This window comes from Sphingobium sp. MP9-4, from assembly GCF_005281675.1.
Taxonomy (GTDB): domain Bacteria; phylum Pseudomonadota; class Alphaproteobacteria; order Sphingomonadales; family Sphingomonadaceae; genus Sphingobium; species Sphingobium yanoikuyae.
This window is the reverse complement of the sequence record NZ_LUFI01000072.1, coordinates 1-25,347: the sequence shown is the minus strand read 5'-3', so window position 1 is coordinate 25,347 and position 25,347 is coordinate 1. Positions and strand designations below refer to the sequence as shown.

Annotated in this window: 24 protein-coding genes and 2 pseudogenes; 19 read left to right on the top strand and 7 right to left on the bottom strand. The window is 60.5% G+C overall.

The features are described 5' to 3' along the window. Positions 1–592: S1/P1 nuclease (locus A0U87_RS21920; RefSeq protein ID WP_137405992.1), on the bottom strand; the 592-nt coding region annotated here is incomplete at its 3' end. A 345-nt stretch (positions 593–937) separates the two neighbouring features. Here A0U87_RS21920 and A0U87_RS21915 point away from each other — a divergent pair. The 8 genes and pseudogenes from A0U87_RS21915 to A0U87_RS26870 form a co-directional block, all read left to right on the top strand. Beyond that, positions 938–1,444, top strand: coding sequence for a 2Fe-2S iron-sulfur cluster-binding protein (locus A0U87_RS21915; RefSeq protein ID WP_048938913.1), 507 nt, complete (start codon positions 938–940; stop codon positions 1,442–1,444). Further along, positions 1,441–2,424 (top strand): xanthine dehydrogenase family protein subunit M, encoded by a 984-nt coding sequence (locus A0U87_RS21910; RefSeq protein WP_004209670.1) that lies wholly within the window; start codon positions 1,441–1,443, stop codon positions 2,422–2,424. The genes A0U87_RS21915 and A0U87_RS21910 overlap by 4 nt, the downstream gene beginning before the upstream one ends. Beyond that, positions 2,421–4,754, top strand: a complete 2,334-nt coding sequence (locus A0U87_RS21905) for a xanthine dehydrogenase family protein molybdopterin-binding subunit (RefSeq protein WP_004209669.1) — start codon at positions 2,421–2,423, stop codon at positions 4,752–4,754. Before A0U87_RS21910 ends, A0U87_RS21905 begins: the two co-directional genes overlap by 4 nt. A gap of 661 nt (positions 4,755–5,415) precedes the next feature. Then, the gene (locus tag A0U87_RS21900) at positions 5,416–5,988 is read left to right on the top strand and encodes a methyltransferase domain-containing protein (protein ID WP_004209667.1); all 573 of its coding nucleotides are present in this window, start codon (positions 5,416–5,418) and stop codon (positions 5,986–5,988) included. 48 nt (positions 5,989–6,036) lie between these two features. Continuing rightward, complete coding sequence (locus A0U87_RS21895) at positions 6,037–6,228, top strand: hypothetical protein (protein ID WP_004209666.1); 192 nt, start codon at positions 6,037–6,039, stop codon at positions 6,226–6,228. A 520-nt stretch (positions 6,229–6,748) separates the two neighbouring features. Further along, complete coding sequence (locus tag A0U87_RS21890) at positions 6,749–7,222, top strand: Hsp20 family protein (protein WP_004209664.1); 474 nt, start codon at positions 6,749–6,751, stop codon at positions 7,220–7,222. A gap of 100 nt (positions 7,223–7,322) precedes the next feature. After that, positions 7,323–7,838 carry an Hsp20/alpha crystallin family protein gene (locus A0U87_RS21885; protein WP_004209663.1) on the top strand — a complete coding sequence of 172 codons (516 nt, stop codon included), beginning with the start codon at positions 7,323–7,325 and terminating at the stop codon, positions 7,836–7,838. After that, positions 7,822–8,142, top strand: a pseudogene (locus tag A0U87_RS26870) (NADH dehydrogenase ubiquinone Fe-S protein 4); the annotation flags it as partial. The gene A0U87_RS21885 and the pseudogene A0U87_RS26870, both read left to right, overlap by 17 nt. Positions 8,143–8,160: 18 nt before the next feature. Here the strand turns inward: A0U87_RS26870 and A0U87_RS21875 are convergent. Genes A0U87_RS21875 through A0U87_RS21865 form a run of 3 tightly spaced genes read right to left on the bottom strand, consistent with a single transcriptional unit; the run spans position 8,161 to position 9,232 of the window. Beyond that, entirely contained in the window at positions 8,161–8,733 is a 573-nt protein-coding gene (locus tag A0U87_RS21875) for a hypothetical protein (RefSeq protein ID WP_037490812.1), read from the bottom strand. Next, on the bottom strand, positions 8,730–8,999 hold the full coding sequence (locus tag A0U87_RS21870; protein WP_004209662.1) for a hypothetical protein: 270 nt from the start codon (positions 8,997–8,999) through the stop codon (positions 8,730–8,732). Before A0U87_RS21870 ends, A0U87_RS21875 begins: the two co-directional genes overlap by 4 nt. After that, entirely contained in the window at positions 8,996–9,232 is a 237-nt protein-coding gene (locus tag A0U87_RS21865) for a hypothetical protein (RefSeq protein WP_004209661.1), read from the bottom strand. The genes A0U87_RS21870 and A0U87_RS21865 overlap by 4 nt, the downstream gene beginning before the upstream one ends. Before the next feature lie 272 nt (positions 9,233–9,504). Between A0U87_RS21865 and groES the strand changes: the two genes are divergently transcribed. From groES to A0U87_RS21835, 6 genes are all read left to right on the top strand, one after another. Then, a complete protein-coding gene (gene groES, locus A0U87_RS21860; protein WP_004209660.1) occupies positions 9,505–9,819 on the top strand; it encodes a co-chaperone GroES in 315 nt (104 codons plus the stop codon). Positions 9,820–9,874: 55 nt separating this feature from the next. Beyond that, on the top strand, positions 9,875–11,500 hold the full coding sequence (groL, locus tag A0U87_RS21855; protein ID WP_004209659.1) for a chaperonin GroEL: 1,626 nt from the start codon (positions 9,875–9,877) through the stop codon (positions 11,498–11,500). A 56-nt stretch (positions 11,501–11,556) separates the two neighbouring features. After that, positions 11,557–11,742, top strand: coding sequence for a YdcH family protein (locus A0U87_RS21850; RefSeq protein WP_004209658.1), 186 nt, complete (start codon positions 11,557–11,559; stop codon positions 11,740–11,742). Between the two features lie 210 nt (positions 11,743–11,952). Then, the gene (locus tag A0U87_RS21845) at positions 11,953–12,141 is read left to right on the top strand and encodes a hypothetical protein (protein WP_004209657.1); all 189 of its coding nucleotides are present in this window, start codon (positions 11,953–11,955) and stop codon (positions 12,139–12,141) included. Between the two features lie 385 nt (positions 12,142–12,526). Then, a complete protein-coding gene (locus A0U87_RS21840; RefSeq protein ID WP_234415665.1) occupies positions 12,527–12,811 on the top strand; it encodes a DUF1905 domain-containing protein in 285 nt (94 codons plus the stop codon). Between the two features lie 281 nt (positions 12,812–13,092). Then, the gene (locus A0U87_RS21835) at positions 13,093–13,734 is read left to right on the top strand and encodes a response regulator transcription factor (RefSeq protein ID WP_004209656.1); all 642 of its coding nucleotides are present in this window, start codon (positions 13,093–13,095) and stop codon (positions 13,732–13,734) included. A 105-nt stretch (positions 13,735–13,839) separates the two neighbouring features. On the opposite strand, the pseudogene A0U87_RS21830 reads toward A0U87_RS21835, so the two are convergent. After that, positions 13,840–14,558 (bottom strand): annotated as a pseudogene (locus tag A0U87_RS21830) (transposase); the annotation flags it as partial. A gap of 498 nt (positions 14,559–15,056) precedes the next feature. Here A0U87_RS21830 and A0U87_RS21825 point away from each other — a divergent pair. The 4 genes from A0U87_RS21825 to A0U87_RS21810 all read left to right on the top strand — a co-directional run bounded on the left by A0U87_RS21825 (position 15,057) and on the right by A0U87_RS21810 (position 21,133). Then, on the top strand, positions 15,057–15,533 hold the full coding sequence (locus A0U87_RS21825; protein WP_306452558.1) for an RNA polymerase sigma factor: 477 nt from the start codon (positions 15,057–15,059) through the stop codon (positions 15,531–15,533). Further along, a complete protein-coding gene (locus A0U87_RS21820; RefSeq protein WP_004209652.1) occupies positions 15,517–16,455 on the top strand; it encodes a FecR domain-containing protein in 939 nt (312 codons plus the stop codon). The genes A0U87_RS21825 and A0U87_RS21820 overlap by 17 nt, the downstream gene beginning before the upstream one ends. 128 nt (positions 16,456–16,583) lie before the next feature. Continuing rightward, a complete protein-coding gene (locus A0U87_RS21815) occupies positions 16,584–19,493 on the top strand; it encodes a TonB-dependent receptor (protein WP_240700617.1) in 2,910 nt (969 codons plus the stop codon). A 29-nt stretch (positions 19,494–19,522) separates the two neighbouring features. Further along, the gene (locus tag A0U87_RS21810; protein ID WP_004209650.1) at positions 19,523–21,133 is read left to right on the top strand and encodes an FAD-dependent oxidoreductase; all 1,611 of its coding nucleotides are present in this window, start codon (positions 19,523–19,525) and stop codon (positions 21,131–21,133) included. 68 nt (positions 21,134–21,201) lie between these two features. Here the strand turns inward: A0U87_RS21810 and A0U87_RS21805 are convergent, their stop codons facing one another. Then, positions 21,202–22,689, bottom strand: coding sequence for a phytoene desaturase (locus A0U87_RS21805; protein WP_037509653.1), 1,488 nt, complete (start codon positions 22,687–22,689; stop codon positions 21,202–21,204). Between the two features lie 136 nt (positions 22,690–22,825). Here A0U87_RS21805 and ispH point away from each other — a divergent pair, with 136 nt between their 5' ends. Next, a complete protein-coding gene (gene ispH / locus A0U87_RS26510) occupies positions 22,826–24,694 on the top strand; it encodes a 4-hydroxy-3-methylbut-2-enyl diphosphate reductase (RefSeq protein WP_080993715.1) in 1,869 nt (622 codons plus the stop codon). Here ispH and A0U87_RS21795 read toward each other — a convergent pair. Beyond that, complete coding sequence (locus tag A0U87_RS21795; protein WP_137405990.1) at positions 24,691–25,227, bottom strand: PAS domain-containing protein; 537 nt, start codon at positions 25,225–25,227, stop codon at positions 24,691–24,693. The genes ispH and A0U87_RS21795 overlap by 4 nt on opposite strands. Between the last annotated feature and the right edge of the window lie 120 nt (positions 25,228–25,347).

Genomic DNA, 25,347 nt, shown 5'->3' with positions numbered 1-25,347 from the left:
AGGCAATGATCTCGCGCGGCGTGATCGATCGGGCCAGCCAGTCGGCAAGTTCGGAATAGGATAGCGATCGCTGCTCGATCATCGCGCTGTCCCAGACCGAATGGAGATTGGTCGAGCGACCGAACCAGCTCACCTTCATGTCATTGCCACCCCGGTCGTTGCCGCCGCCGGCATGAAGTGGCTGATGCAGGTCGCCGATAATATGGACGACAAAGCGCAGGGCCAGGCGCTTGTCGTCCATTGAGGCCGCAGGATCACGCAGCGTCGCGGTGAAGCGGGCAAGCGCGCTCATCGCGTCGCCTTCGGGCGGCGCGTCGGCGCTCGTATAGGCGTCGCCCTCGCGCACGGTCACATAATGCCATGGGCTGGCCTGCTTCTGCCAGAAATCGGCGGGGTCGGATTTCATGTCGTCCGGCCAGGTCGCCGCCTGTGCCAGATCTTCGTCCCCCAGGAGAAGCTGGACATTGGCGCGGGCCACGCCGCTCAGGTTCCGGTCGGCAATGGCACCGGTGACGCGGTGGCCGATGGGCCCCCAGGCAAAAGCCGGCGAGGTGATCGAGAGAAGGATTAGAGGTAGAATGAGTTTGCGCATGGACGCACCATTAGCGCGTCTCCACGCATGATCCAGCAATTCGATTCTGGATCCATTTGGAAGGCTACGGCTCTCGAGCTTAGGCAAGTCGGACACAAAGGTCTGAACCTATCCCGCTGGTCGGTCTGTCAACTATCGCCCTGAATTCCTGACGTGCCACCGCGCATTTCTGCTTCCAGAAAGGTGGCACCACCATGTCGATCATCGCTTATGCGGGCGGTAGTTTCCAGACTGATTGATGAGAGCCCGATCGGCAATCGCATCTGGAAAATGCTGTCGATGGGCCCGAAACCTCGATCCGCGCATTTCTACATCGTTTACGCACCCGACTATGGGGAGTGATGGATGAGCATCCTTGTAAATGGCGCCTTGGCCGAGTGTCCTGGAGACCCTCGTGTTTCCCTCCTCGACTTTCTGCGGGAGAATCAGGGCTTCACCGGATCGAAGAAAGGCTGCAATCAAGGAGCATGTGGCGCCTGCACCGTGCTGGCAAATGGGGAGCGGATCCTCTCCTGTCTCGCGCTCGCCGTTCAATATCAGGGGCAGGAGATCATCACGATCGAAGGCTTGGGAACGGCCGACAATCTGCACCCGCTTCAGCAGGCCTTTGTCGAGCATGACGGTTTCCAATGCGGCTATTGCACGCCGGGACAGATATGCTCTGCAGTCGGGATGGCCGCCGAACTGCAACGCGGCGTTCCCAGTCACGTAACGCACGCGCTCGACACCGACAGCATAGGGATGACGCGCGACGAGGTTCGTGAGCGGATGAGCGGCAACCTGTGCCGCTGCGGCGCGCATAATGGCATCGTCGATGCGATCCTCGAGACGTTTGCGGAGGTCACCGAATGATCCCCTTTACCTATCATCGCGCCGCCAACGCCGACGAGGCGCTGCGACAGGCCGGTAACGGTGTCCGCTATCTTGGCGGAGGAACAAACCTCGTCGATCTCATGCGGGAAAATATCGAGCGTCCATCGACCTTGATCGATGTGACAGGTCTCGACACGGGCATAGTCGAGCAATCCGATGGCGGCATGCTGATCGGCGCTGCGGCGCGCAACACTGCGGTGGCCGAACATCGCGCCATCCGCGAACGATATCCCCTTCTTTCCCGCGCGATCGTCGCCGGAGCCAGCGCGCAGATCCGCAATATGGCGACCGTCGCCGGCAACATCCTGCAGCGCACCCGGTGCCTCTATTTCTACGACCAGGATGGCACGCAATGTAACAAGCGCATCCCAGGAAGCGGCTGCGATGCGATTGGCGGCTTCACCAGAAATCATGCGATTCTTGGCGCGTCCGATCATTGTATCGCCACCCATCCATCGGACATGTGCGTGGCCTTGGCTGCGCTAGACGCCGCTGTGCATGTGCGAGGACCCGACGGCGAAAGAAGGATTGCGTTCGCTGACATTCATCGCTTGCCCGGCGAGCGACCCGATATCGACACCAATCTGCAGCAGGGCGAACTCATCACCGCAATCGAACTGCCAGCCGTGCCATCCACTGCGCGCTCAACCTACCGCAAGGTCCGTGATCGGGCGAGCTATGCGTTCGCGCTGGTGTCCGTCGCGGCCGTCCTCGATGTGGAACAGGGGCATGTGCGGGACGTCCGGCTGGCGCTCGGCGGCGTTGCCCATAAGCCGTGGCGTGCAGCCAGAGCGGAAGCGCTTTTGCGTGGATCACCTGCAACGGTGGATGCCTTCATCAAGGCAGCCTCGGAAGAACTGTCCCATGCCCGGCCGCTCCGGGACAATGGCTTCAAGGTCGCGCTCGCGCAGCGGACGATGGTCGCTGTACTCACGCAGTTGATGGAGGACATGGCATGAGCCTGATCGATAGCGGCAAGGCGTTGGCGCAAGGCCTGATGCAGGGCGCGATGGCGAAGGTAGTGGCGCTCGCGCCAGATAGTTGGATGCCGGGAGGCGAACCCGATCCGCTCATCCGTCACCAGCATGGTCATGTCGGCAAGCCCGTCTCGCGCATCGACGGGCCACTCAAGGTGACGGGGGCTGCTCCTTTTGCGGCGGAGTTTCCTCTGGAAAACATGGTCTATGCCGCCATCGTCTACAGCAGGATCGCGAAAGGCCGCATCACCTCGCTCAATGTCGAAAGGGCTGAGAGCGCGCCCGGCGTCCTGCTCGTGATGACCTATCGTAACGCGCCAAGACTAAAGCCTGCCCCCCTGTTCATGAGTGATCCCAAGGCCGCTGCGGGCGACAGCATTCCCGTCCTGCAGGATGAGAAGATCTACTGGAACGGTCAGCCTATCGCCATCATACTTGCTGACACGCAGGAGCAAGCGGACCATGCCGCTGGCCTGATCGATGTGGCCTATGCGGCCGAGCCGGCGGAGACCGACTTCCACGCGGCGATCGCCAGGGGTACCACCCAATCGCAGTTCATGGGCCAGCCGCTGCATGACGAGGTGGGCGATGCGCAGGCAGCGTTCGAAAAGGCCGCCGTCAAGATCGACGCGGCCTATTCGACGCCGCGCCACAATCATAATCCTATCGAACTTCATGCCGTCACGCTTTCGTGGGAGGGCGACACACTCCGCATCCATGACGCGCAGCAGGCTGTCGCGCATTCGGCCTGGACGCTGGGGCAGGTGTTAGATCTACCCGCGGACAAGGTCGTCATCACATCGCCTTATGTCGGCGGCGGTTTCGGCAGTAAGACGCTGTGGCAGCATCAGATCATTGCGGCCGCAGCCGCGAAGCTTGTCGAGCGACCTGTCCGATTGATGCTGACCCGAGAAGGTGTCTACCGCACGGTTGGTGGTCGTTCGCCGACCGAGCAGCAGGTTGCTCTGGGCGCGACCGCCGAGGGCAAGCTCACCGCACTCATCCATCGCGGTGTGACGGCCAAGACATCGCACAATGTCATGCCCGAACCATTCATCCTCCCGACGCGCAGCGCATACGCCGCGGAGAATATCCTGCTGGACGTCCAGCATGTCGAGATCGACATGACCAGTAACACATTCATGCGCGCGCCGGGCGAAGCGGTGGGCACCTTCGCGCTTGAATGCGCGATGGACGAACTGGCCGAGAAGCTCGGTATCGATCCCATCGAGCTCCGCTTGCGCAACGAGCCGGAGAAGGACCCGATATCCGGTCTGCCCTTTTCAGCGCGGCATATTGATCAGGCATGGCGCGACGGGGCCGAGCGCTTCGGGTGGAGCGCACGCAACCCTCTGCCGCGCATGCACCAGGAAGGCGAATGGCTGATCGGCATGGGATGCGCCACCGCTACCTATCCCTATTACCGGATGCCCGGCGGCGCAGCCCGCATCACCCTGTCTCGCGCCGGCCATGCGACGATCGACATCGCCGCGCACGAAATGGGCATGGGTACGGCTACGGCGCAGACACAGGTGGCAGCTGAACGACTGGGCCTGCCGATGTCACACGTCCAATTCAACTATGGCGACTCAACCTTGCCTGGGCTGGTCCTTGCAGGCGGATCGCAGCAGACTGCATCGATCGGCGCCTCGGTGATTGCGGCCTACAATAAGCTGGTTGCGCAACTGCTGGCTCTGGCAGGAAATGACTCGCCTTTGGCTGGGCTGAAACAGGCAGAGGTGGGAAGTCGGGATGGCGGCCTAGCCAGCCTGGACGATCCATCGCGGTATGAAAGCTACACGTCGATCCTCTCGCGCGCCCAGCGCGACGCCGTCGTCATCGAAGCCGAGCCGCCCATGCCGCTCGAGACCATGCACTGGTCGATGCACAGCCACGGCGCCATGTTCTGCGAAGTGCGGGTCAACATGATTACGGGTGAACCGTGCATATCTCGCTTCCTGGGATCGTTCGACTGCGGCCGCATCCTCAATCCCAAGACGGCGGCGAGTCAGTTCAGGGGGGGCATCATCATGGGCCTGGGCCTCGCGCTGATGGAAGAAGCACAGTTCGACGAGCGGAGCGGACGGATCATGAACCCCAGCCTCGCTGAATATCATATGCCCGTGCATATGGACGTTCCCGAAATCGATGTCATCTGGACCGACATACCCGATCCCCACACACCCATGGGCGCGCGCGGCGTCGGCGAAATTGGCATCACCGGTACGGGGGCGGCGGTCGCCAACGCGATCTACAATGCGACTGGGAAACGCGTGCGTGATTTGCCGATCACGCTCGACAAATTGATTTAGGATATCAATTGATGGCAACGCCGGCTGTGATGACGGCAAATGGGACTTTCCCGAATTTCGGCTTCGGAGAAACCGAACCAGCAAAGCGGCCATTCACTAACCTGTAGAAGCCTCATGCTGAAAGGCGGCAACGCGCCCATGCATGCCGTTCAATTGGAAAAGTGTCGCGCCTACGAGCTGTCGGTCCGGTTATGGCCGAGACTGGGACTTTGCTGCCGTTCGCAAGCGATGGATCGGAGGACAGCTCTTGTCAGAACCCGATATTCATCGATCGTTTGGCCGGCAGGATGACAAGGGGCCGACAATCCGCAGGGGTTCGCAGCCGGTGGCAACCGGCAAACGGACCGTCGTCGACCCCATAAGCTATATAGTAAAACGATCCGACACTAGGAGGCCGAAAAAGGTCAGCATCGACTTCTCGTGCCGCGCCGCCCTGAAAGCGGTCATGCCGATCAGCCCGGCGGGCAATCGCTCGATTATGATGATAGCAATGGCCGCCGCCCATTAGGCCGAGCCGAGCGGCGAGAGGAGGCCATGGACCAGCGAATCGCCGAACAGGATGAGCACGACCATCATCGCCACCGGCGCAGTTCGAGGTACTGCTTCCTCCCCGCGAACCACTGGCCGCGAGTATCGTTGTCACGGTTGCAAGGAGAGAGCGATGGCGCAGGATTCAGCTTGGGTGGCAGTCTCGGAGTTTGTGCGCAATCCCGGCATGGTCGGCTCGGCCGTCCCGGCGAGCGCGCGCATGGTTCGCCGCATGCTCGCCCCGCTCGACTGGCAGCGCATCAGCATTCTGGTCGAATATGGTCCGGGCACGGGGCGTTTTACCTTCGAAGCGCTGGAGCGCATGCGGCGCGATGCCGTTCTTCTGGCGATTGAGACCGGCGAAAGATTCGTCAAAACTTTGCGGCAGCGCTGCGACGATCGCCGGCTCATCGTCGTTCAAGGAACGGCGCAGGACGTCAATCGCCACCTTGCCGAGCATGGACTGGGCGAGGCCGACTGTATTTTAACGGGCTTGCCCTTCTCGACGCTCGAGCCGGGCGACGCCGAGGCGATCATGCGCGAGACGGTGCGGGCCATGTCGCCGTGCGGCACGCTGGCGGCCTACCAGATGCGCACCGCCATCCGTCCGCTGCTGAGGCGTCATTTCGCGAGCCTGCGCGAAAGCTACGAATGGAGGAACATCCCGCCCTGCCATCTTTATTGGGCGACAGGAAAGCGGCAGTGATCGGTAATGGCATCAAGCGAGATCGCGGCATGACGAGGCAATGCCAGCATGATCGACGCGCGGTTGCTGTTCTGTCTCATCGGACGGCACCGGCCGCCGATAATCTCGGTCAGCCGGCGCAAGCGGGGCGGCGACCTTTCGGCGCTGTGCGACTGGTGCGGCACACCAATCGAGCGCTCGCGCAGCGGACGCTGGCTAGCGCTCGGCCCGATCTACGAAGAGGGTGGTCCCGCGTCCTGACGCGAAATTTGCGCGTCGTTCGGCAAGCTCAGGTGCGTTCCGTCTCTGCAGCAATCGGAATAGCGTACCATGTCCGGCGACCGTTCGAATCATCAGCATGGGCCGCGAACCGCCCATAGGCTCGAGCCGGTAGCGATCGTGATCGGCATGGTCTTCGAGCCATGCGCGAGCCCACGTCGTCGCGGCCAGTTCGCCCTCGAGATCCTCGCTCGTCGTCGCCACCGAGCGGTCGTCATCGCGCAGCAGTCGGTACCTCATGAGAACACATTACCTCTATTTGGATTGAAATCGCCCGGTAAATTGGTCTTGCTGGCGTTCGGTTCCCCGGCTGAGCACAGCGCCTGAGCAAATCTGCGCGCGCCGCAAAAATTTTTTGGCCGCACTATCTTGAAAGCCGCGCGACCAAAATTAGCTCACGGGTACCGGACGCCAAACCGGGTCCGGTTGGACACATGAGAGCGCCGGCTCTTGGTTACTGGCGCATCTCATGCCCGAATTGCTTCATTTGGAGGATTTGGAGATGAGACCGAACTTTGACTTTACGCCCTATCGCCGTTCGACGGTCGGCTTCGATCGTTTGTTCAACCTGCTCGAAGCGGGTGCGCGGGAGGAAGATGGCTATCCGCCCTTCGACATCCAGAGGATCGACGACGACAATTTCCGCGTCACCATCGCGGTCGCCGGCTTCAAGCCCGAGGATATCGAGATCGTCGCGCACCAGAACCTGCTCTCGGTCACCGGCAAGCGTGCCGATGACGCCGACAAGGGCGAATACCTGCATCGCGGTATCGCGGCCCGGGCGTTCGAGCGGCGCTTCCAGCTTGCCGATTTCATCGAGGTCGGGAATGCGAACTTCGAGCACGGCCTCCTGTCGATCGAGCTGACTCGTGTCGTGCCCGAGGCGATGAAGCCGCGCCGCATCGAGATCTTCGGCGCCGCTTCCAACGACAAGCGACTGGGCGAAGTGAAGGAAAAGGCGGCCGAGCCGGCCTGATCCCGCGCCCATCGGCCTGCCGGCGCCGCCTTCCGATACCCCCCGCACGCGGCGTCCGGCAGGTTCAGCCTTTCATCCAGCCAGAAAAGGAGATGTCATCATGGCTATTCGTGATCTCATTCCCTGGAGCCGGCAGGAAAACCGGCTGCCCGTTCCGGTCAGCGCCGAGCGGGAAAGGGAAACCCATCCGCTTCAGTTGCTTCACCGCGACGTGAACCGTCTCTTCGACGATGTCTTTCGCAACTTCGGCATGCCCGCCTTCGCCGGCTTCGACCGCATGTCAGGATGGCCGCACCTTGAGCTGGGCGAGACCGACAAGGAGATTCGGGTAACGGCGGAACTGCCGGGCCTCGACGAGAAGGACGTGGAGATCTTCGTCGAGGACGGCGCCTTGACCTTGCGTGGCGAAAAGAAGTCCGAAGTCGAGGACAAGGATCGCGGCTACTCGGAGCGCAGCTATGGCCGCTTCGAGCGCCGCATCGGCCTGCCTAGGGGCATCGAACGCGACAAGGTCGCAGCCACCTTCAAAAACGGCGTGCTGACGGTCACGCTGCCGAGGACAGAGGCGGCGGAGCAGCACATCCGCCGGGTTCCCGTCAATGGCTGCGCCCGCTGACGGCAGGGCCCGGACTTTCGAGTCCGGGCCTTCGGCTAACGACAACCAGGCGGTTGCCCTGGCGGGTGCGACCTCGTTCCCGCTCGGTGCTCAGGCGATCATCGAGCCGCTGGCCTTAGCGACAAGTGGCGGCCGACGCCGCCAAAATCGATGGCGGGTCAGGTTTGCGCCGCGCTGGGGCCCGGTTGCCGACCCGCTGACGGGTTGGACCGGCGGAGGCGATCCCCTCGCGACGATCGAGCTGCGCTTTCCTGACCGCGCCTCGGCCGAGCGATATTGCCAAAGGCAGGGTCTTGACTTCGAATGCCGGACGGAGCCGTCGCTAGGCCAAATCCGTCTTGCTATCCCCGATGCCTTGGGGCCCGTGCTTTGCTGCTGGCCCACCGGCCCGCATGCTCTGTGCTGCGGCAATTTCCCTTGCGCCAGCATGGCCGCCAATGAGGAGGTTGATCGCAAATCTGCATAGGTAGAGGCGCACTTCAGGTGGGCGAGGACTGCTCGCCAGAGCATGCAGCGTGCGATGGACGCTCGTGTCGATGCCATGCCTCGTCGAGGGCGGTGAGCACCCGGTCGATAACCGCCGCGTTGCTCGCCGCCTTGGGCAGTTCGCGCACCGCGAAATGCGCAAGCGGGCAAGGTCCCCCTTCGGCAAGCGCAGCTCGATCTGCTTGGTGGTCAGTTTGTTCGGCTCGATGCCTTCGGCTGCACGGCCACAAGCCAGCATGTGATCGAGAAGTCTCTTGCGATGGGCGAAGGTCAAGCCCAGCGCTCGCAGCTCGTGCGGCGAGATCGACAGGAGCGCCATCGCGAATTCCATGATGTGGCTGAAGGGCAGGCGTACCGGCACGTCGTCCGGCTTCGGCTTGCGCCACCCCTTGAGCAGACTGCGCGTCACCGGATATCGATGACGCCATCGACCGCGCGCCACTCGGTAGGGCGGATCATCCCCTCATGGGAAATGCACATCGAGTGGAGCGGGGCCTCGATCTCGCGTCGCCAATGCTCGAGAAACGCGAACAGCCTTGGAAAGTCGGGCGCGAGATCGTACTCCTGCCAAACGAACAACTGCAGCAGCGAGGGCGCATCGGGACGGTAGTAGTGGATTTGTGCCGTCGTCAGCCGATGGCCCTTTAGCTGCACGATAAAATCCCGGCGGCTCATGGCGAAGCGCGGGGACCTTCCGCGGGCTTGTCGATCGCATGCATGGCGGCAAGGATGTCATCGATCGGCACCGCGCGCCTGGCGCCGGGCGGCTTGCGCAGGCCGGGATGGTCGCGCACCGCGGAACGGTCGGACGCCCAGGATGCCAGAATGGCGCGCTTCACTTCGGGCTCCAGGCTCGGATTGTGCGCAACGTCGAAGGGATGAAGATAGCGGGAAAATGGCTGCGACATGGCTCTGCCTCCTTCCTTTGGTGTCGCTCCTTTCTCATCTGCGGGCGCAGCGCCCACTCGGCAAATTTTGGAACGCCGGCGATTCGCGTCAAGAGGGAAATTGACCCAACAACAACTCGATAAGTCGGCACCTGGCACTCGATGCCTGCGAGTGCCAAAAATTTTCGCGCACCATCTTGACGCAAAAAATGAGCTTTCCTAATTCCGCGTCACCTGACGTTCGAATGAACGCCGGGCCTATCACATCTCAGTTTTGCATCTGGAGGTTATGCATGCATTTCCGCCCCTTGCACGACCGTGTGGTCGTCCGCCGCATCGAAGCCGAGGAGATGACCTCGGGCGGCATCATCATCCCCGACACCGCCAAGGAAAAGCCGCAGGAAGGCGAAGTCGTCACCGTTGGTCCGGGAGCGCGCGACGAAGCCGGAAAGCTCGTCGAGCTATCAGTCCAGGCCGGCGACCGCGTCCTTTTCGGCAAATGGTCGGGGACCGAGGTCAAGATCGATGGCGAGGATCTGCTCATCATGAAGGAGAACGATATCCTCGGCGTGATCGAGCCCAAGGCAGAGCTCAAGCAGGCGGCGTGAGGCTGGCCTGTCCCCTCAACACCCAGGAATGAATTCGAAGAAAGGAGACGAGGCAATGGCTGCCAAGGAAGTGAAGTTTGCGTCGGACGCGCGTGATCGCATGCTGCGCGGCGTGGATACGCTTGCCAACGCAGTGAAGGTGACCCTGGGTCCGAAGGGCCGCAACGTGGTCATCGAGAAGTCGTTTGGCGCGCCGCGCATCACGAAGGACGGCGTTACCGTCGCCAAGGAGATCGAACTCAAGGACAAGTTCGAGAACATGGGCGCGCAGATGCTGCGCGAGGTCGCGTCGAAGCAGAACGACAAGGCCGGCGACGGCACCACCACCGCGACCGTGCTCGCCCAGGCGATCGTGCGCGAGGGTTCCAAGGCTGTCTCGGCAGGTATGAACCCGATGGACCTCAAGCGCGGCATCGACCTCGCCGTCGGCGCCGTGGTCAAGGACCTTGAAGCCCATGCGCGCAAGGTCCGCGCCAATAGCGAGATCGCCCAGGTCGCGACCATCTCCGCGAACGGCGACGAGGAAGTCGGCCGCATTCTCGCCGAGGCGATGGAGAAGGTCGGCAACGAGGGCGTGATCACCGTCGAGGAAGCCAAGAGCCTTGCGACCGAGCTCGAGACCGTCGAGGGCATGCAGTTCGACCGCGGCTATCTCTCGCCCTATTTCGTAACCAACGCCGAGAAGCTCAAGGTCGAGCTTGAGGATCCCTACATCCTTATCCACGAGAAGAAGCTGTCGAACCTCCAGGCGCTGATCCCGCTGCTCGAGCAGGTGGTGCAGTCGGGCCGGCCGCTTCTGATCATCGCCGAGGATGTCGAGGGCGAAGCGCTGGCGACGCTCGTCGTCAACAAGCTGCGCGGCGGCCTCAAGGTCGCGGCGGTCAAGGCGCCGGGCTTCGGCGATCGCCGCAAGGCGATGCTGGAAGACATCGCGGTACTCACGGCCGGCAACGTCGTCAGCGAGGAACTCGGCACCAAGCTCGAGAACGTCACGATCGCCATGCTCGGCCGCGCCAAGAAGGTCATCATCGATAAGGACAACACCACCGTCGTCGATGGCGCCGGCGCGCGTTCGGACATCGACGCTCGCGTCACGCAGATCAGGGCGCAGATCGAGACAACGACCAGCGACTACGACCGCGAGAAGCTTCAGGAGCGCGTGGCCAAGCTCGCCGGCGGCGTCGCGGTGATCCGCGTCGGCGGCGCAACCGAGGTCGAGGTCAAGGAGAAGAAGGACCGCGTCGACGACGCGCTCCACGCCACCCGCGCCGCGGTCGAGGAGGGCATCCTGCCGGGCGGCGGCATTGCGCTCCTGCGCGCGCTCAAGGCGCTCGAGGGCATCAAGGCCGCGAACGACGACCAGCAGTCAGGTATCGACATTGTCCGCCGGGCGCTGCGCGCGCCGGCACGGCAGATTGCTGACAACGCCGGCGAGGATGGTGCATTCATCGTCGGCAAACTTCTGGAGAGCGAAGACTACAACTGGGGCTTTAACGCCGCCACCGGCCAATATGAAGATCTGGTTGGCTCCGGCGTGATCGATCCCGCCAAGGTGGTCCGCACCGCGCTCCAAGACGCAGCTTCGGTGGCCTCGCTGCTGATCACGACCGAGGCGCTCGTCGCCGAAGCGCCCAAGGATGACAAGGGCGCCAGGGCCACGATGCCGGAAATGGAGTACTGACAGACGAAGGGCCCGGCTGCGGCCGGGCCCCATCATCGAACATGAGGAACTCGACGATGAACGACCACTATCTGCGCTACCTCGAGCGCGAACATGCGCGTCTCGAAGCCGAAATCCGCGAAGAGGAGAAGCGTCTCCATCCGCGCCATTTCCTGATCGGCCGGCTCAAGAAACTGAAGCTGGCGGTCAAGGACCAGATGGCGGCCTGCTCGGGTCACGCGGAAGAGCGCGAAGCCGCTTGAGCGAGAGTCCGATGCGGACGATCCGCGCAAGTGCCCGCCGCTTACCGGCAGCGAGCTTTTGCCGGAAACCCGATGGCGCCCATCTGCGTTCCATGGTCGTCCGCCCCGTTCGCGGAAGCTCGCGAGGATGGACAGGGGAGCCTCGAGCCAGCCGCCGGGGCTCCTTTCTCTGTCAGCAACAATCTATGGGACAGGCCAAGGAACCTGGCGATGCACTGGCGCGTAACGAAACGGCTGCCTGCAGCTGGCGAGAGTGGCCGGCGACACACTATCGTCCAGATGGAAAGGGGCGAGGAAATCGATTTCATCCTGGATAGTGGTCTTGCCGTCACGCGCCGCACCGATGGCTCATTCCTGATCGATGAAACGGGAGAAGTCCTCCAGCCGATCGATGCCTGACCCTTTCTCGAAACGCATGAAACGTCACGGCACCTGCGAATCGCGGGAGGATTTCCGATAGCGCGCGTCTGGTGGCAGCTGCTCGTCCGGCTGAAGCGCGATCTTGACCTCGCGCGTAGCTTGCCCCCGCTGGAGGGTGACCCGCACGTTGGCGCCGACCTCGAAGTCGTCCAGTCGCGCGAGGAGCGCGCCGATAGTGCCTACTGGTTTAGACGAAACGATAGCGCAAGATCGGGTTGCATCAAACGAGCGCACAGCCAATGATCGAGTGGCGCAAACGAACGATGGCCCAACAGACCCTGAGCTGATCCGCTTCCTGCGCGAGGAACTGGGCGGAGACGTCTCACCCGACGAAACAGTTTGAGAGCATGCCGGTCCGATCTGGTTGTGGCGCGGGGAAGGCAAGGATGGCCAGCCGTCATTTCTGACGATCGACGGCTACGTCGCGGAAGCCATCCGTGTAGCATCGTCTGGTCACTCAGCGGCTTGGGGATCAGTCTATGTAGAGGCTGCCATCAGCAAAACTTGTTGGCGCACATCGGTTTTTCCGAGCAAGGCCCGCCAAGGCTACATGCTACCCATCAAGGCGAGCGTGAGAAAAGCAGAAAAGCTGGCCGAAGGCGACTTGATCACGGTACGCATTACCCTATCCAAGGGACCATCACGCTAGAAATGAGCGCTCGACCTGAGGGAAGTTGGTCGCGAGCCGCTGGAAAAACGGAAGATCTGCGCCTGAGGAGCCGAACTCTGTCTCTGAAGGTATAATTTGGGTCGGCGGTAGACGCCGATTTCAATCTTAGCTTCAGTATCAAGGACGGAGAGCAGGGAAGAAAAATGCTCAGTCCGCTGTGATTTTAGGAGATTGCAGCGAGTCTAAAGCGAATTTACCATCCAGAGCATGGCGGCCGTTCGAGGGCAATCGATTGGGCCCGCCTGGGAGAGTTCGTCACGATGATTGACCGCGCTAAGATATTGGTGATCGACGATAGCATAGAGATGCGAAACGTCCTGTGCCGGCTTCTGCGGAAAGATTCCCGCTTCGAAGTTGTCGAAGAAGGAGTAGATTGCGTACATGGTGTTGCTATGGCGCGCGATTACGCCCCCGACATCGCTATTCTTGATTGCCCTCCCCCTTTGAAGAATGAGCTGCACTACGCAACGCAATTGAGACAGGTTACTCCCTCCATCTACATCGCGATGTTCACTCTGCAGCGTAGCAAAACCACAATTGCCAGCGCCCTGAGTGCAGGCTGCAAAGCGTATTTCTCAAAAATTGAAGGGCCGTCGGTTTGGCAGCAGGCGATGGACCATGCCCTCAAAGGCGAACCCTTCTTTTCAGGAGAAGCGAGCGAGTTCCTGGTCGAGCGCGTGCTGGACGAAAGCGTAATCCCGCTGCGGCGGCTTACCCCACGACAGCGTCAGATTGTTCAGCAGATCGCTGAAGGGCGGCGAAACACGGAAATCGCTGAAGTTTTGGGCATGAGCGTCAAAACCGTGGAGGCACATCGCCTGGAAGCGATGAAACGCCTCGACTTACGAAATGTGGCAGACCTTGTTCGATATGCGATTCGCAATTGCATCATTGAACCATGATCAACGCTAGCTCACCGAAATTCCGCCCCTCAGGGCAGTAGAAAGCTGAGTGTAGAACGCTTCCTGGACATGTAGCAGTTAAGGGATCAGCCGCCGTCGCTGCAGCTCACCTACCAGGCACAGGTTCTCCCGGCAGCAATCATCATTGATGGCCAAGATCCTGAACTTGCGTGAGGCACCGAACGTGTCGGAGACAAAGTCCATCGACCAGCGCGAACCCGGAACCAGCGGCACGGGCATCGGTGTGCGGCTGCCACGCGCCCGTTTGCGCCCACGACGGCGGCGAACCGACAATCCTTCCTCACGTTACAGCCGGTAGAGCTTCTTGTGGTTCATAGTCATCCCCTGGCGTTCCAGCATGATGCCGATCCGGCGATAGCCAAAGCGACGGCGCTGGCCTGCGACCTCACGCATCGCAGTCCGGATGGCTCCGTGGTCCGGCGGGCGTTCGCGCCGGACCATTTTGGGATCGACACCGATCAGGACGCAGGCCCGGCGCTGGGAAATCGGATAGAGCCCCAGCACCTTGAGCACCGCGTCTCGCCGCAAACCTGGTGTCGTCAGACTTTTCCCAACAGATCCTTCAGGATCACATTGTCGAGCATGCTGTCGGCCAGCAATCGCTTGAGCTTGCCGTTCTCCTCCTCAAGCTGGCGGAGCCGGCGGGCATCGGACACTTCCATCCCGCCGTACTTGCCCTTCAGCTTGTAAAACGTCGCCGTGCTCAGCCCATGCTTCCGACAAATCTCGACCGTCGGTAGCCCGGACTCCTGCTCCTTGATCATCCCGATGATCTGCGCCTCAGTAAAACGGCGCTTCCTCATGCGTCTGCTCCTTCTCGTGGACAGACTCTACATCAGAATGAGGGATCTTTCGGGGGGCAGGTCAGTCTGCATCATGTCACCGGGAATAATCATCTTCGACACGGCCCTAATGGATCATGCTTCCAGAGTACGGCAATTGGGATATGTCCGATAGTTACCGCAATTTATCGGATTATCATCTCCCTTTGCAATTCATTGATCTCACATGAGCGCTTGGAACCTACAATCCGCTGAAAGAAGCGAAAAAATCCCATCGGGTGGCAGCGAAGGATCGGGATAGTCAGTCAGTTTTTGCGGAGATTGTTCGAGTATGTGCACCTATCGGCGCGTATCTGTTTCTCCGCCACAAAATTGCTTTAACCGTGACGGAAATGCCTCTTCCATGGCTCTTGGCAACGAGAGAGGAGAGAAACTACGGAACGCGACGCGCTTGCCAGATGGGTAGCACGGGAAATTCTGCCCCATGAACGTGACCTGCGGAGCTGGTTGCGGCGGCGTGTGCTTGCGGCGGCCGATGTGGAGGATATCGTGCAGGAATGCTATTGCCGTCTGGCCCAGCTGCCCGATGTCGCGCATGTTGCCGTGCCGCGCGCCTATCTTTTCACGATGGCGCGACACATATTGCAACGACAGGTGGAGCGGGCGCGGGTGGTTCGCATCGAGACTGCGTCCGGCATTGATGGTTGGGAAGAGGAAGGTGATCCTCTGACGCCCGAGCGCTTCGCGCAGGGACGCCAGGAATTGGCCAGGGTACAGGCGGCGCTGGCACAGCTGTCCGACCGTGCCCGCCGGATCTTCATCATGCGCAGGGTCGAGGGCTTGAGCCAGAAGATGATTGCCCAGACGCTGGGCATCAGCGAAACCATTGTCGAGAATGAGGCGAGCCGCGGCTTGAGAACCATTCTTCGCACATTGACCGAGCCCGAACAGGAACAGCCTTCGAGCAGCGGAGGTGTCCGTGCGCGAAAGCATTGACGAGGCAGCTGCCAACTGGGCCATGCGCCATCCCTTGGATGCGCATCAACAGGCCGCTCTTGACGCATGGCTCGCACAGGACCGGCTCCATGCCGGGGCGCTGCTGCGTGCGCAGGCTGCCCTGGCCCTGGCGGAGGAAGCGCTTGTTGCCGACGCCGGGCCGGAGCACGGCTCCCATTGGACGCGGCGTCGATGGATGGCGGCCGGGGTCGGTGGTGCCATGGCGGCGGCGATCGCGGGCATGGTCGGGTTTTCGCGCTGGACGGGGGAGCATATCGCGACCGAGCGCGGTGAAATTCGGCGTCTTCCGCTCGAAGATGGTTCGGTCGCAACGATCGACAGTGGTAGCGACCTGCGGGTTGCCCTCGACGAGGAAAGCCGACGCGTCACGCTGGCAAGAGGTCAGGCCTGGTTTCAGGTTGCAAAGGACCGACGGCGTCCCTTCATCGTCGATGCCGGCATTGCGCAGGCAAGGGCGATCGGCACGGCCTTTTCCGTCAGTCGGACCGAAAATGGCGTGCAGATTGCCGTGACCGAGGGGATCGTGGCAACCTGGGCCCGTAACGGGGCAGGGGCCATGACCATCCTCAGGGCCGGGGATTTTGCGACCTTCGAGCGGGGCGCGCTGGTTCCCGCCACTGGCAATTCACCGCAGGCGATAGAGAGGTCGCTCGCCTGGCGAGCGGGTGAAATCGCGCTCGAAGGGGACACATTGTCTGACGCCATTGCCCGGTTCAATCGCTACAACAAGCAGCAATTGGTGCTGTCCGACCCAAGCCTTGCCAATGAGAAGCTGGTCGGCCTGTTCCGGATCGATAATCCGGCAGGTTTTGCGCGGACCCTGGCCATTTCCCTCGATATTTCGGTAAGTATGACAGCCGAGGAAATTCGCCTTTCGCGAAAAAAGATCGCAGGCAGCTGACGGAAAACCGACCCGCCCGTCTCTTGATGGTCGAGAGCGCACCAGAAAACAGGGCGCCAGACAGGGGAGGATGTATGAGAGCTTCGCGCGCCTATTTTATGTTGGCTTCAGCCAGCCTGGCCTGGAGCATGGCTTCGCCTGCAGAGGCGGCGGCCCAGGTCCGGCGATTCGATATCCCCGCGCAACCGGCGCGCACCGGCATCCCGCTCTTTGCCAGACAGGCGGGTATCGAAATATTGGTGTCGGCCCCCACAGCTGAGGGTGTCACCATTTCCGGCATCAAAGGGGCAATGGATGTGTCGCAGGCGCTTCAGCGCCTGCTTGCAGGCACGGATCTCGTCATGGTCAGGGTCGGCAGCGCCATCGTGCTCAAGCGAGGCAAGGTCGGTCCGACCCCGGCAGCCGCTTTCACCATGATGCCGGCCGGTGAGCCCAATCCACAGGGGAGTGAAGCGGCGGGCGCTGCACCAGATGACATAGTCTCTTCCGACAATCAGGCGGCGCAGGACATCATCGTCACCGGCATTCGCGGCTCGTTGCAGCAGTCGATCAATGTGAAGCGCCGCGCCAGCAACATCGTCGATGTCATCACGGCGCAGGATATCGGCAAGCTGCCTGACCAGAATGTCGCTGAATCCATGAGCCGCATCACCGGCGTCCAGATCACGCGGCGCGAAGGCGATGGCTCGAACTTCACCGTCCGCGGCATTTCCCAGAACCGCCTGGAAATCAACGGCCGCACCTTCCTGGGGCCGGGTGCAGGTGGCAGTGCGTCGCTAGAATCGATCAGTCCGGAAATCATCGGCAGCATCGTCGTCTCGAAGTCTCCCACCGCCGACATGCCCGAAGGGGCGCTTGGCGCCACCGTGAACCTCAAGACCAAGCGTCCGCTCGACCTTGACGACCTTGTCATCAGCGGGCGGCTTCAGGGTGCCTATACCGACCAGGCCGATCATCTTGGCTACCGAGGCTCAGCCCTCATCTCGAAGAATTTCGACGATCGCTTCGGCGTCCTTGCCAGCATCGCCTATTCCAACACCCATACCCAGGGACAGTCATTCGATTCCGGCGGCTGGACCCGTACTGATGCCATCGACGGCGATGGTGACGGCGTCGACGACCCCGGCCTGTTCCGGCCGAATCGTTTCATGGCGCGCATCTATGATCGGCGGGAGCAGCGCCTGACGCTCAACAGTTCGCTGCAGTTTCGTCCTGCCGACAATTGGGAGATCATTCTCGACGGCACCTATTCGCGGCTGAAACGGGAACGCAACAGCGCCAATTACCAGATTCTCTTCAATAATAATGACGTCGATGCTGTTGCTGACGAACATGGCACCGTCGTCAGCGGCACCTTCACCGGCGTGACGCTGCGGCCGCTCATCTATGACGAGCCGACCGAGTTCCGATCCACCAATCTTGGTTTCTCGACCAAATATGACGGTGATGTCGTGAAGATGTCGGCGGACGCTTCCTACAGCAAGGGCAAGGGCACGGATGGTGGCCCTGGCGCATCCTTCACCTATGTGGTGGTCCCGCGTGCCGGCAATGTCACCAATGCGAGCTATGATTTCTCGGGGGGGGGCCCGGTGCCCAACCTTTCGCTCGACACCAATTTCGACCGTAACGATCCGGCGCAATATCAGCTGGCATCGATCTTCGATGGCGACAATATCACCAACAACAGCGGCTATGACGGCCGTGTCGATTTCGACATCCGCACCGACTGGGGCTTGCTCAGCTCGATCCAGGTTGGCTCGCGCTACGAGAAGATCAAATTTTATTCGGAATCGCCACAAAGCGTCCCCTCCGCGGCAAGCCTGCTGGCCGTTGGTGACAAGAATGGCGATGGCATCATCACCGTCGATGAGATGCCGGGGCTCAATTATGACAATAGCATGAGCAGCTTCTTTCCTGGAGCCTCGGGCGATTTCCCACGCGACTTGCTGACCGGGACCGTGGACAAGGATGTTGCACGCGATGCATTTGGCCTGCCGATCCCTCGCGCCGATACGATCCCGCTTGGCCGCGTGTCGATCCGCGACGTGGATCAGGACACGCTCGCCTTCTATGTCCGGGCCAATTTCAAGAGCGAGGTCGGATCGATACCGATCACCGGCAATGCGGGGGTGCGCTATATCAGTATCGAGCGCATATCCTCGGGCTATCTGTCGGACACACAGGCAACCGCGTCGAAATCGCGCTTCGACTATTGGTTGCCGAGCGCCAACCTCTCGCTCGAGCTGTCGCCCAGCCTCATGTTCCGCGCTGCCGCTGCCAAGGTGGTCGCGCGTCCCAGTCTTAACGATGTCGGGGTGAGCTTCATTCCATTCATCGTCGCCCGCAAGGGATCGCGTGGCAATCCCGCCCTGCGGCCGTTCCAGGCAACGCAATATGATGCGACACTCGAATGGTATTTTGCACCGTCCAGTGCGCTGACGCTTGCCGGCTTCTACAAGGACGTCAGTTCCTTCACCATCAACACGACCCGGCCCGAATTCGTGCCCGGCCTGTCGACGGGGCCGGACGACCTGTTCCAGATTACCCAGCCGGTCAATGGCAAGTCGGGTACCATCAAGGGATTCGAATTGGCCTATCAGCACGCGCTGCGTTTCCTGCCGGCGCCCTTCGACAATCTCGGCATTCAGGCCAATTATACCTTCGTCGACAGCAAGACGCCGCTGGTAGACGAGGCGACCCAACGCGGCCTGCCATTGCCGGGCCTGTCGAAGCATAGCTATAATCTCATCGGCTATTATGAGGACGAATTGCTGTCCTTCCGGGTCGCCTATATCCACCGCAGCAAATATCTGCAGGGGCAGGGCAGCGCCGCATCGGGCGGCAGCTCCTATATGCAGGCCAGGGGGCAACTCGACGCTTCGGCCCAGATCAACCTCACCAAGACCGTCCGCCTGACGGCAGAGGCCATCAATCTCACCCGGTCCGTCGAACGGCAATATCTCCAGGATCCGGCGCGCCTGCTCAGTTCGCTGCGAGAGGACCGCCGTTTCTTCTTCGGCGTGGCGGCGACTTTCTGATGGCTGGCAGGATCAAGGCGCTTCGCCCCATGCTCGCCGCGGCCCTTCTGCTGGCCGGCGCGGCCGACGCCAGCACGGTTGCACAAACACCGGCGGATATCGTGATATATGGCTGCACCTCGGCCGGCGTCATTGCGGCGGTCGAGGCACGGCGGCTGGGCCGGTCGGTGCTGCTCGTCTGTCGCGACGCCTATGTCGGCGGCATGACGACCAATGGCCTGGGCTGGTCCGACACCGGCAATCATCGCGCCATTGGTGGCCTCTCGCTCGAATTTTATCGGCGGGTGAAGCGTCATTATGATGATCCGGCTGCCTGGACCTTTGCCAGGCGTCCGGAGAACGCCGAGAATTTCGTCAATGACGATGCGATGTGGCAGTTCGAGCCCAAGGTGGCTGAGGGGATTTACGAGGCCTGGCTGAAGGAGGCCGGTGTTACCGTCGTTCGATCCCAGCCGATCGATCGGCGGGACGGGGCCGTGGAGGTGAAAGCCGGTCGGGTTGTCGCCTTCCGTTCCGGGACTGGTCGTCGTTTTGCCGGACATGTCTTCATTGATGCCAGCTATGAAGGCGATCTGATGGCGGGGGCAGGGGTGGGCTTTGCGGTCGGGCGCGAAGCAAATGCCACCTACGGCGAGACGTTGAACGGCGTCCAGATGGCCAACACGACCAATCATCAATTCACACTGGACGTCGATCCCTATGTCGTCCCGGGTAAGCCCGGCAGCGGCCTGTTGCCGCGGGTAACGGCAGATCCGATCGCGCCGGACGGCACGGGCGACCATCGCATACAGGCCTATACATTCCGCATGTGCCTGACCGACGTGCCAGCCAACCGCACGCCTTTTCCCAGGCCGCGCCATTATGATCCGCGCCAATATGCGTTGCTCAAACGCTATATGGATGCGGGCTATCGCGACTTTTTCCGCAAATTCGATCGCATCCCCAACGGCAAGACCGACACCAACAATTTCGGTGCCTTCTCCTTCGATGATATCGGCATGAATTACCGCTATCCCGAGGGAACCGACACCGAACGGGCTGCCATCATTCAGGAGCATGTGGACTATCAGCAGGGGCTGCTGTGGTTCATGGCAAACGATCCTGGCGTACCGGCCGAGACGCGCACCGAAATGTCGCGCTGGGGCCTGTGCAAGGATGAATTCACCGGCAATGGTAACTGGCCGCGGGAAGTTTATGTGCGCGAAGCGCGGCGCATGGTTTCGGACTTTGTCATGGCCGAACCGCATTTGCGCGGCACGAAGGCGACGCCCAGGCCGGTCGGCATGGGATCATATAATATGGACTCGCACAATGTCCGGCGGATCGTCGATGCAAGAGGCTTTGCGCGCAACGAAGGGAATATCGAGGTCAGCCCTGAACGCGCCTATCCGATCAGCTATGATGCGATCATCCCGAAGCGCCAGGAAGCGACCAACCTACTGGTCCCGGTCGCCTTGTCGGCATCGCACATTGCCTATGGCTCGATCCGAATGGAGCCCGTCTTCATGATCCTTGGCCAATCGGCCGCTGCTGCGGCATCCATCGCGATCCGGGAGGGCAGGAGCGTGCAGGATGTCGATTACGGGATGCTGAAACAGCAATTATTGTCCGAGCAGCAGATCTTGGCGCTGGAAAGATAACGGATCATCCATAGAGCGTGAGCGATAGAGCTCTGTAGGCCTATAGAACAGCAATGTTCACACGGGCCTCAGGGCCTCCCGGTTTGCATCATGAGCCCTGCAGTCGCTTTGGCACTTCCGACAACGCCCGGGATGCCCGCGCCGGGATGGGTACCTGCTCCTACCAGGAAAAGATTTTCAAATCGGTCATCACGATTATGTGCTCGAAACCAGGCGCTCTGCGTCAGCACCGGTTCTAGACTGAAAGCGCTACCGAGATGAGCGTCCAAATCCCTTTGGAAATCTTCCGGCGTATAGTGAAAGCAGATTTCGATCCGATCCTCGATATCGGGGATCAACAGGTCGCGAATGCGGCCTATGATGATTTGGCGATAGCGGTCGCCCTCCTCCGCCCAATTGACTGCCGCAGCGCCCAAATGCGGCACAGGGGCGAGCGCGTACAAGACCGATTTGCCGGCAGGAGCCACGCTTGCGTCACTGGCTCCGGGATTATGCAAATAGATTGACGGGTCCTTCGGCAAGCGCCCCCCCTTGTAAATGTCGTCCAATAAGGGACCGTAGCGATCGGAAAATAGAATCGAGTGGTGCGCGATTTTCGGAAAATTTCCTTTAATTCCCATATGTAAAACAAAAAGACTGGGAGAAAATCGCTTAGCTTCGAGTGAATGCCTTTTCCTCAATGCGTGAGAAGACCCGACGATCATTTTATAGGTGCTGACAACATCCGCGTTGGAGGCGATCTGATCTGCATGAATGCGACGTCCAGCCTGCGTGACCACGCCAGTTACGCGACGCCCTTCATGTAAAATTTCCCGTACCGGTTCATTCAGCATGAGCGCTCCGCCCAATCGCTCAAAAAGCGCCACCATCCCATCGACGAGTGCGTTTGTGCCGCCAGTCGTCCACCATATTCCTCCCTCCCGCTCCAAGTGGTGGATAAGGGCGTAGATGCCACTCGTGCTCATCGGATTGCCCCCGACCAGCAAAGTGTGGAATGACAGGGCCTGGCGTAGCTTTTCGTTCCCCACGAAGCTCGATAAGATTGCATAGACAGACCGCCATGCTTTGTGCCGGGCAAGGGCGGGTGCCGCTTTCAACATGCTCTTGAAATCAAGAAATGGGACTGCACCCAGCTTTACGTAGCCCTCCTGGTAAACTGACCGCGCATAGTCCAGAAACCGGTGGTAGCCTTCGATGTCTTTCGCATCGAGCTTGGCAATCTCTTTTTCCAACAGCGCGTCATCATTGGAATAATCGAACTGTGTGCCATCGTTCCAGACAAGCCTATAAAAGGGGCTCACCGGCTTGAGGGTCACATCCTCATCCATTCGATTGCCTGAAAGCATCCATAATTCTTCCAGGCAGGCCGGATCGGTAATCACGGTCGGACCGGCGTCGAATATGTAACCTTCTCTTTCCCAGCGATAGGCTCGCCCGCCTGGGCGATCGCGTGCCTCGATGAGCGTCGTGCCGATACCGGCACTTTGCAAGCGGATTGCAAGCGCAAGTCCCCCAAAGCCTGATCCGATGACGATTGCAGAAGGCTTTGATGACATCATGTATCGCCTTGGTTTGAGGAATGCTGGTTCAAGGCATCGCTATGGAATTGGTGGAGTGCCACAACCTGTCCAAAGGGGAGTATGGTATTCAAAGCCAAAAACTGAAAATATGTCAGATAGATAGGATGAGGCGATGATCAGCGCACCAGACGATAGAGAAGATCAGGCTTTTTCTCCTGAGCCCAGACGGGTGCTGTTGGCCAATCCGCGTGGCTTTTGCGCTGGCGTACGACGTGCGATTGCAGCCGTTGAGGACGCGCTGCATGTCCATGGTGCTCCTGTCTATGTGCGCCATGCGATCGTGCACAACCGAAGGGTGCTAAAGCAGCTTGAGGAATTAGGCGCCGTTTTTGTTGAGGATGTGAGCGAAATCCCTCAAGGCGCAGTCACGATATTGTCCGCGCATGGAAGTGCAGCCGCCGTGAAAGCGCAGGCGGATAAACGTGGTTTGCGCGTCGTGGATGCCATTTGCCCTTTGGTCGCAAAAATTCATTCCGAGGTCGCTCAATGGAATTCGCAAGGCCGCCACGTCTTGCTCGTCGGCCATGCGGACCATCCCGAGATAATCGGAACCACTGGACAATTGCCCCCTGACGCCATTTCGATAGTAGCGGATCTGGCCAGTGTCAGCGCCCTCCCCCTGCCAGATGAAACGCCAGTAGCTTACGCCGTCCAGACGACCTTTTCAGTCGCCGATTCAGCTCGATTGATCGAGGCGATAGAGGCTCGATTCTCCAATTGCGTCGGTCCGCGTTCAAGCGACATCTGCTATGCAACCACAAACCGGCAATCTGCTGTGACGCAAATAGCGCCGCGTTGCGATATCATGTTGATTGTTGGAGATCCCACATCTTCGAATGCGCGCCGACTGGTCGAAGCGGCGCTGGCGGCTGATTGTCCGCAGGCGTTTCTGATCGAAGATGCTGAAGATTTGGCTCATATTCCACTGGCGAAAGCCTCTACAATAGGGTTGAGCGCAGCCGCATCCGCCCCGGACGAGGCGATTGAAGAAATATGTTCCTGGCTTGATGGCCTTGGCTTCTTGCGCGAGGAAATGGCTGGACCGGAAGAATCAATCCGATTTCGACCCATTTCAGTGGTAACGACCGAGCAAGCCCCTCCGCATCTGCCCAAGATTCTGGCTGATGATCGTGCAGCAGTCGACACGGTGCTGATGGATGCGATCGGTGACTGCCCCACACGCAATATTCGTCTCGCCGACGCGATGCGCTACGCTGCTACGGCAGGAGGAAAGCGTTTTAGAGCCGCTCTTGCCCTGGCTGTGGCTGAAATGTTGGGGGGTGACCGGGGTTCGGCACTGCGTGTCGCTGCGGCAATTGAGTGCGTACATGCTCAGTCCCTCGTCCACGACGATTTGCCCTGCATGGACGATGACGATCTTCGGCGAGGACGACCTACCGTTCATCGTCGGTTCGACGAGGCCACAGCGGTCCTGGCGGGCGATGCTCTGCTGGCACTGGCCTTTGAAATTCTCTCTGATCCGCGCACCCATGCCGATGCGGCCGTGCGCAGCGAACTTGTTCTGGGCCTTGCGAAATGCATCGGTCAGGATGGACTTGCCGGCGGTCAGATGATGGATCTGTATCCCGAAGCAGACCTTTCACGAGAAGGGCTCATCGATTGCCTCAATCGGAAAACTGGCGCACTTGTGCGGTTCGCAGTGGAAGCAGGCATGTTGCTGGGCCGAAGCAATGCGCAAACGCGCAGCGCGTTAAAGTCCTATGCTACCGACCTCGGCCTTCTTTTCCAGCTCAGGGACGACCTCCTCGATTCTGAGGGCGATGCAGCCATTGTCGGAAAGGCCGTAAACAAGGACAAAGATAAAAGCCGGGAGACCGGCGTCACGGTCCTGGGAGCAGAAACTACAGCTCTTGAAGTGGAAGCGCTCCTGCGCGCATGCGATAGCGCTCTGGAGCCGTTTGGCATAAGCGCTGCCCGATTGAGGACTTTGGCCCGGTTCGCTGCGCGGCGCGACCTCTAGAGGCCAGCTTCTATCGCAATCCGGATTGCCTCTGCCACCGACCGCACTTCCAAAGTTCGAAGAACGGCAGCGCGGTGCATCTTCACCGTCCGCTCGGTAACCCCCAGCTCGAACGCGATTTGTTTGTTTAGGCGCCCTTGGGCAAGCGCCTCGATTATTTGACGCTGACGGCCACTAAGATTTTCAATTCGCATGCGTGCCTGCTGATGGCGGCTGACCGGCCGATCGTCGATGGCCATCTGAGAACCCAGAAAGAATTCCAGTTCGCCTTCGTCATCGAAAAGCGGCGCAACCATTACAGCGTTGCGAAAAGGGGTGCCGTTTTTACGGTAATTAATCAGCTCGACCATGACAGGTCGCACCTGGGCTACAGCGTCGCGCAACATCTCCGTCTGCTCGGCCTCGGTTCCGGCACCGCGCAGGAACCGGCAGTTTCGGCCTATGACCTCTTCTTGGGAGTAGCCCGTCAACTCAACAAAGGCAGGATTGCAGGCCACGATAGGATTGTCGGCGCGCCGAGGATCGCTGACCACGGCTGAGTAGCCCCTAGTTTTCTAGACGCCTTCTGCTTTCAGAATCTGCTGCCGTTCGAACTGGTTGGGTGACAGCATCCCGTTCCTGATCTGCTTGCGCACCGGGTTGTAGAACATCTC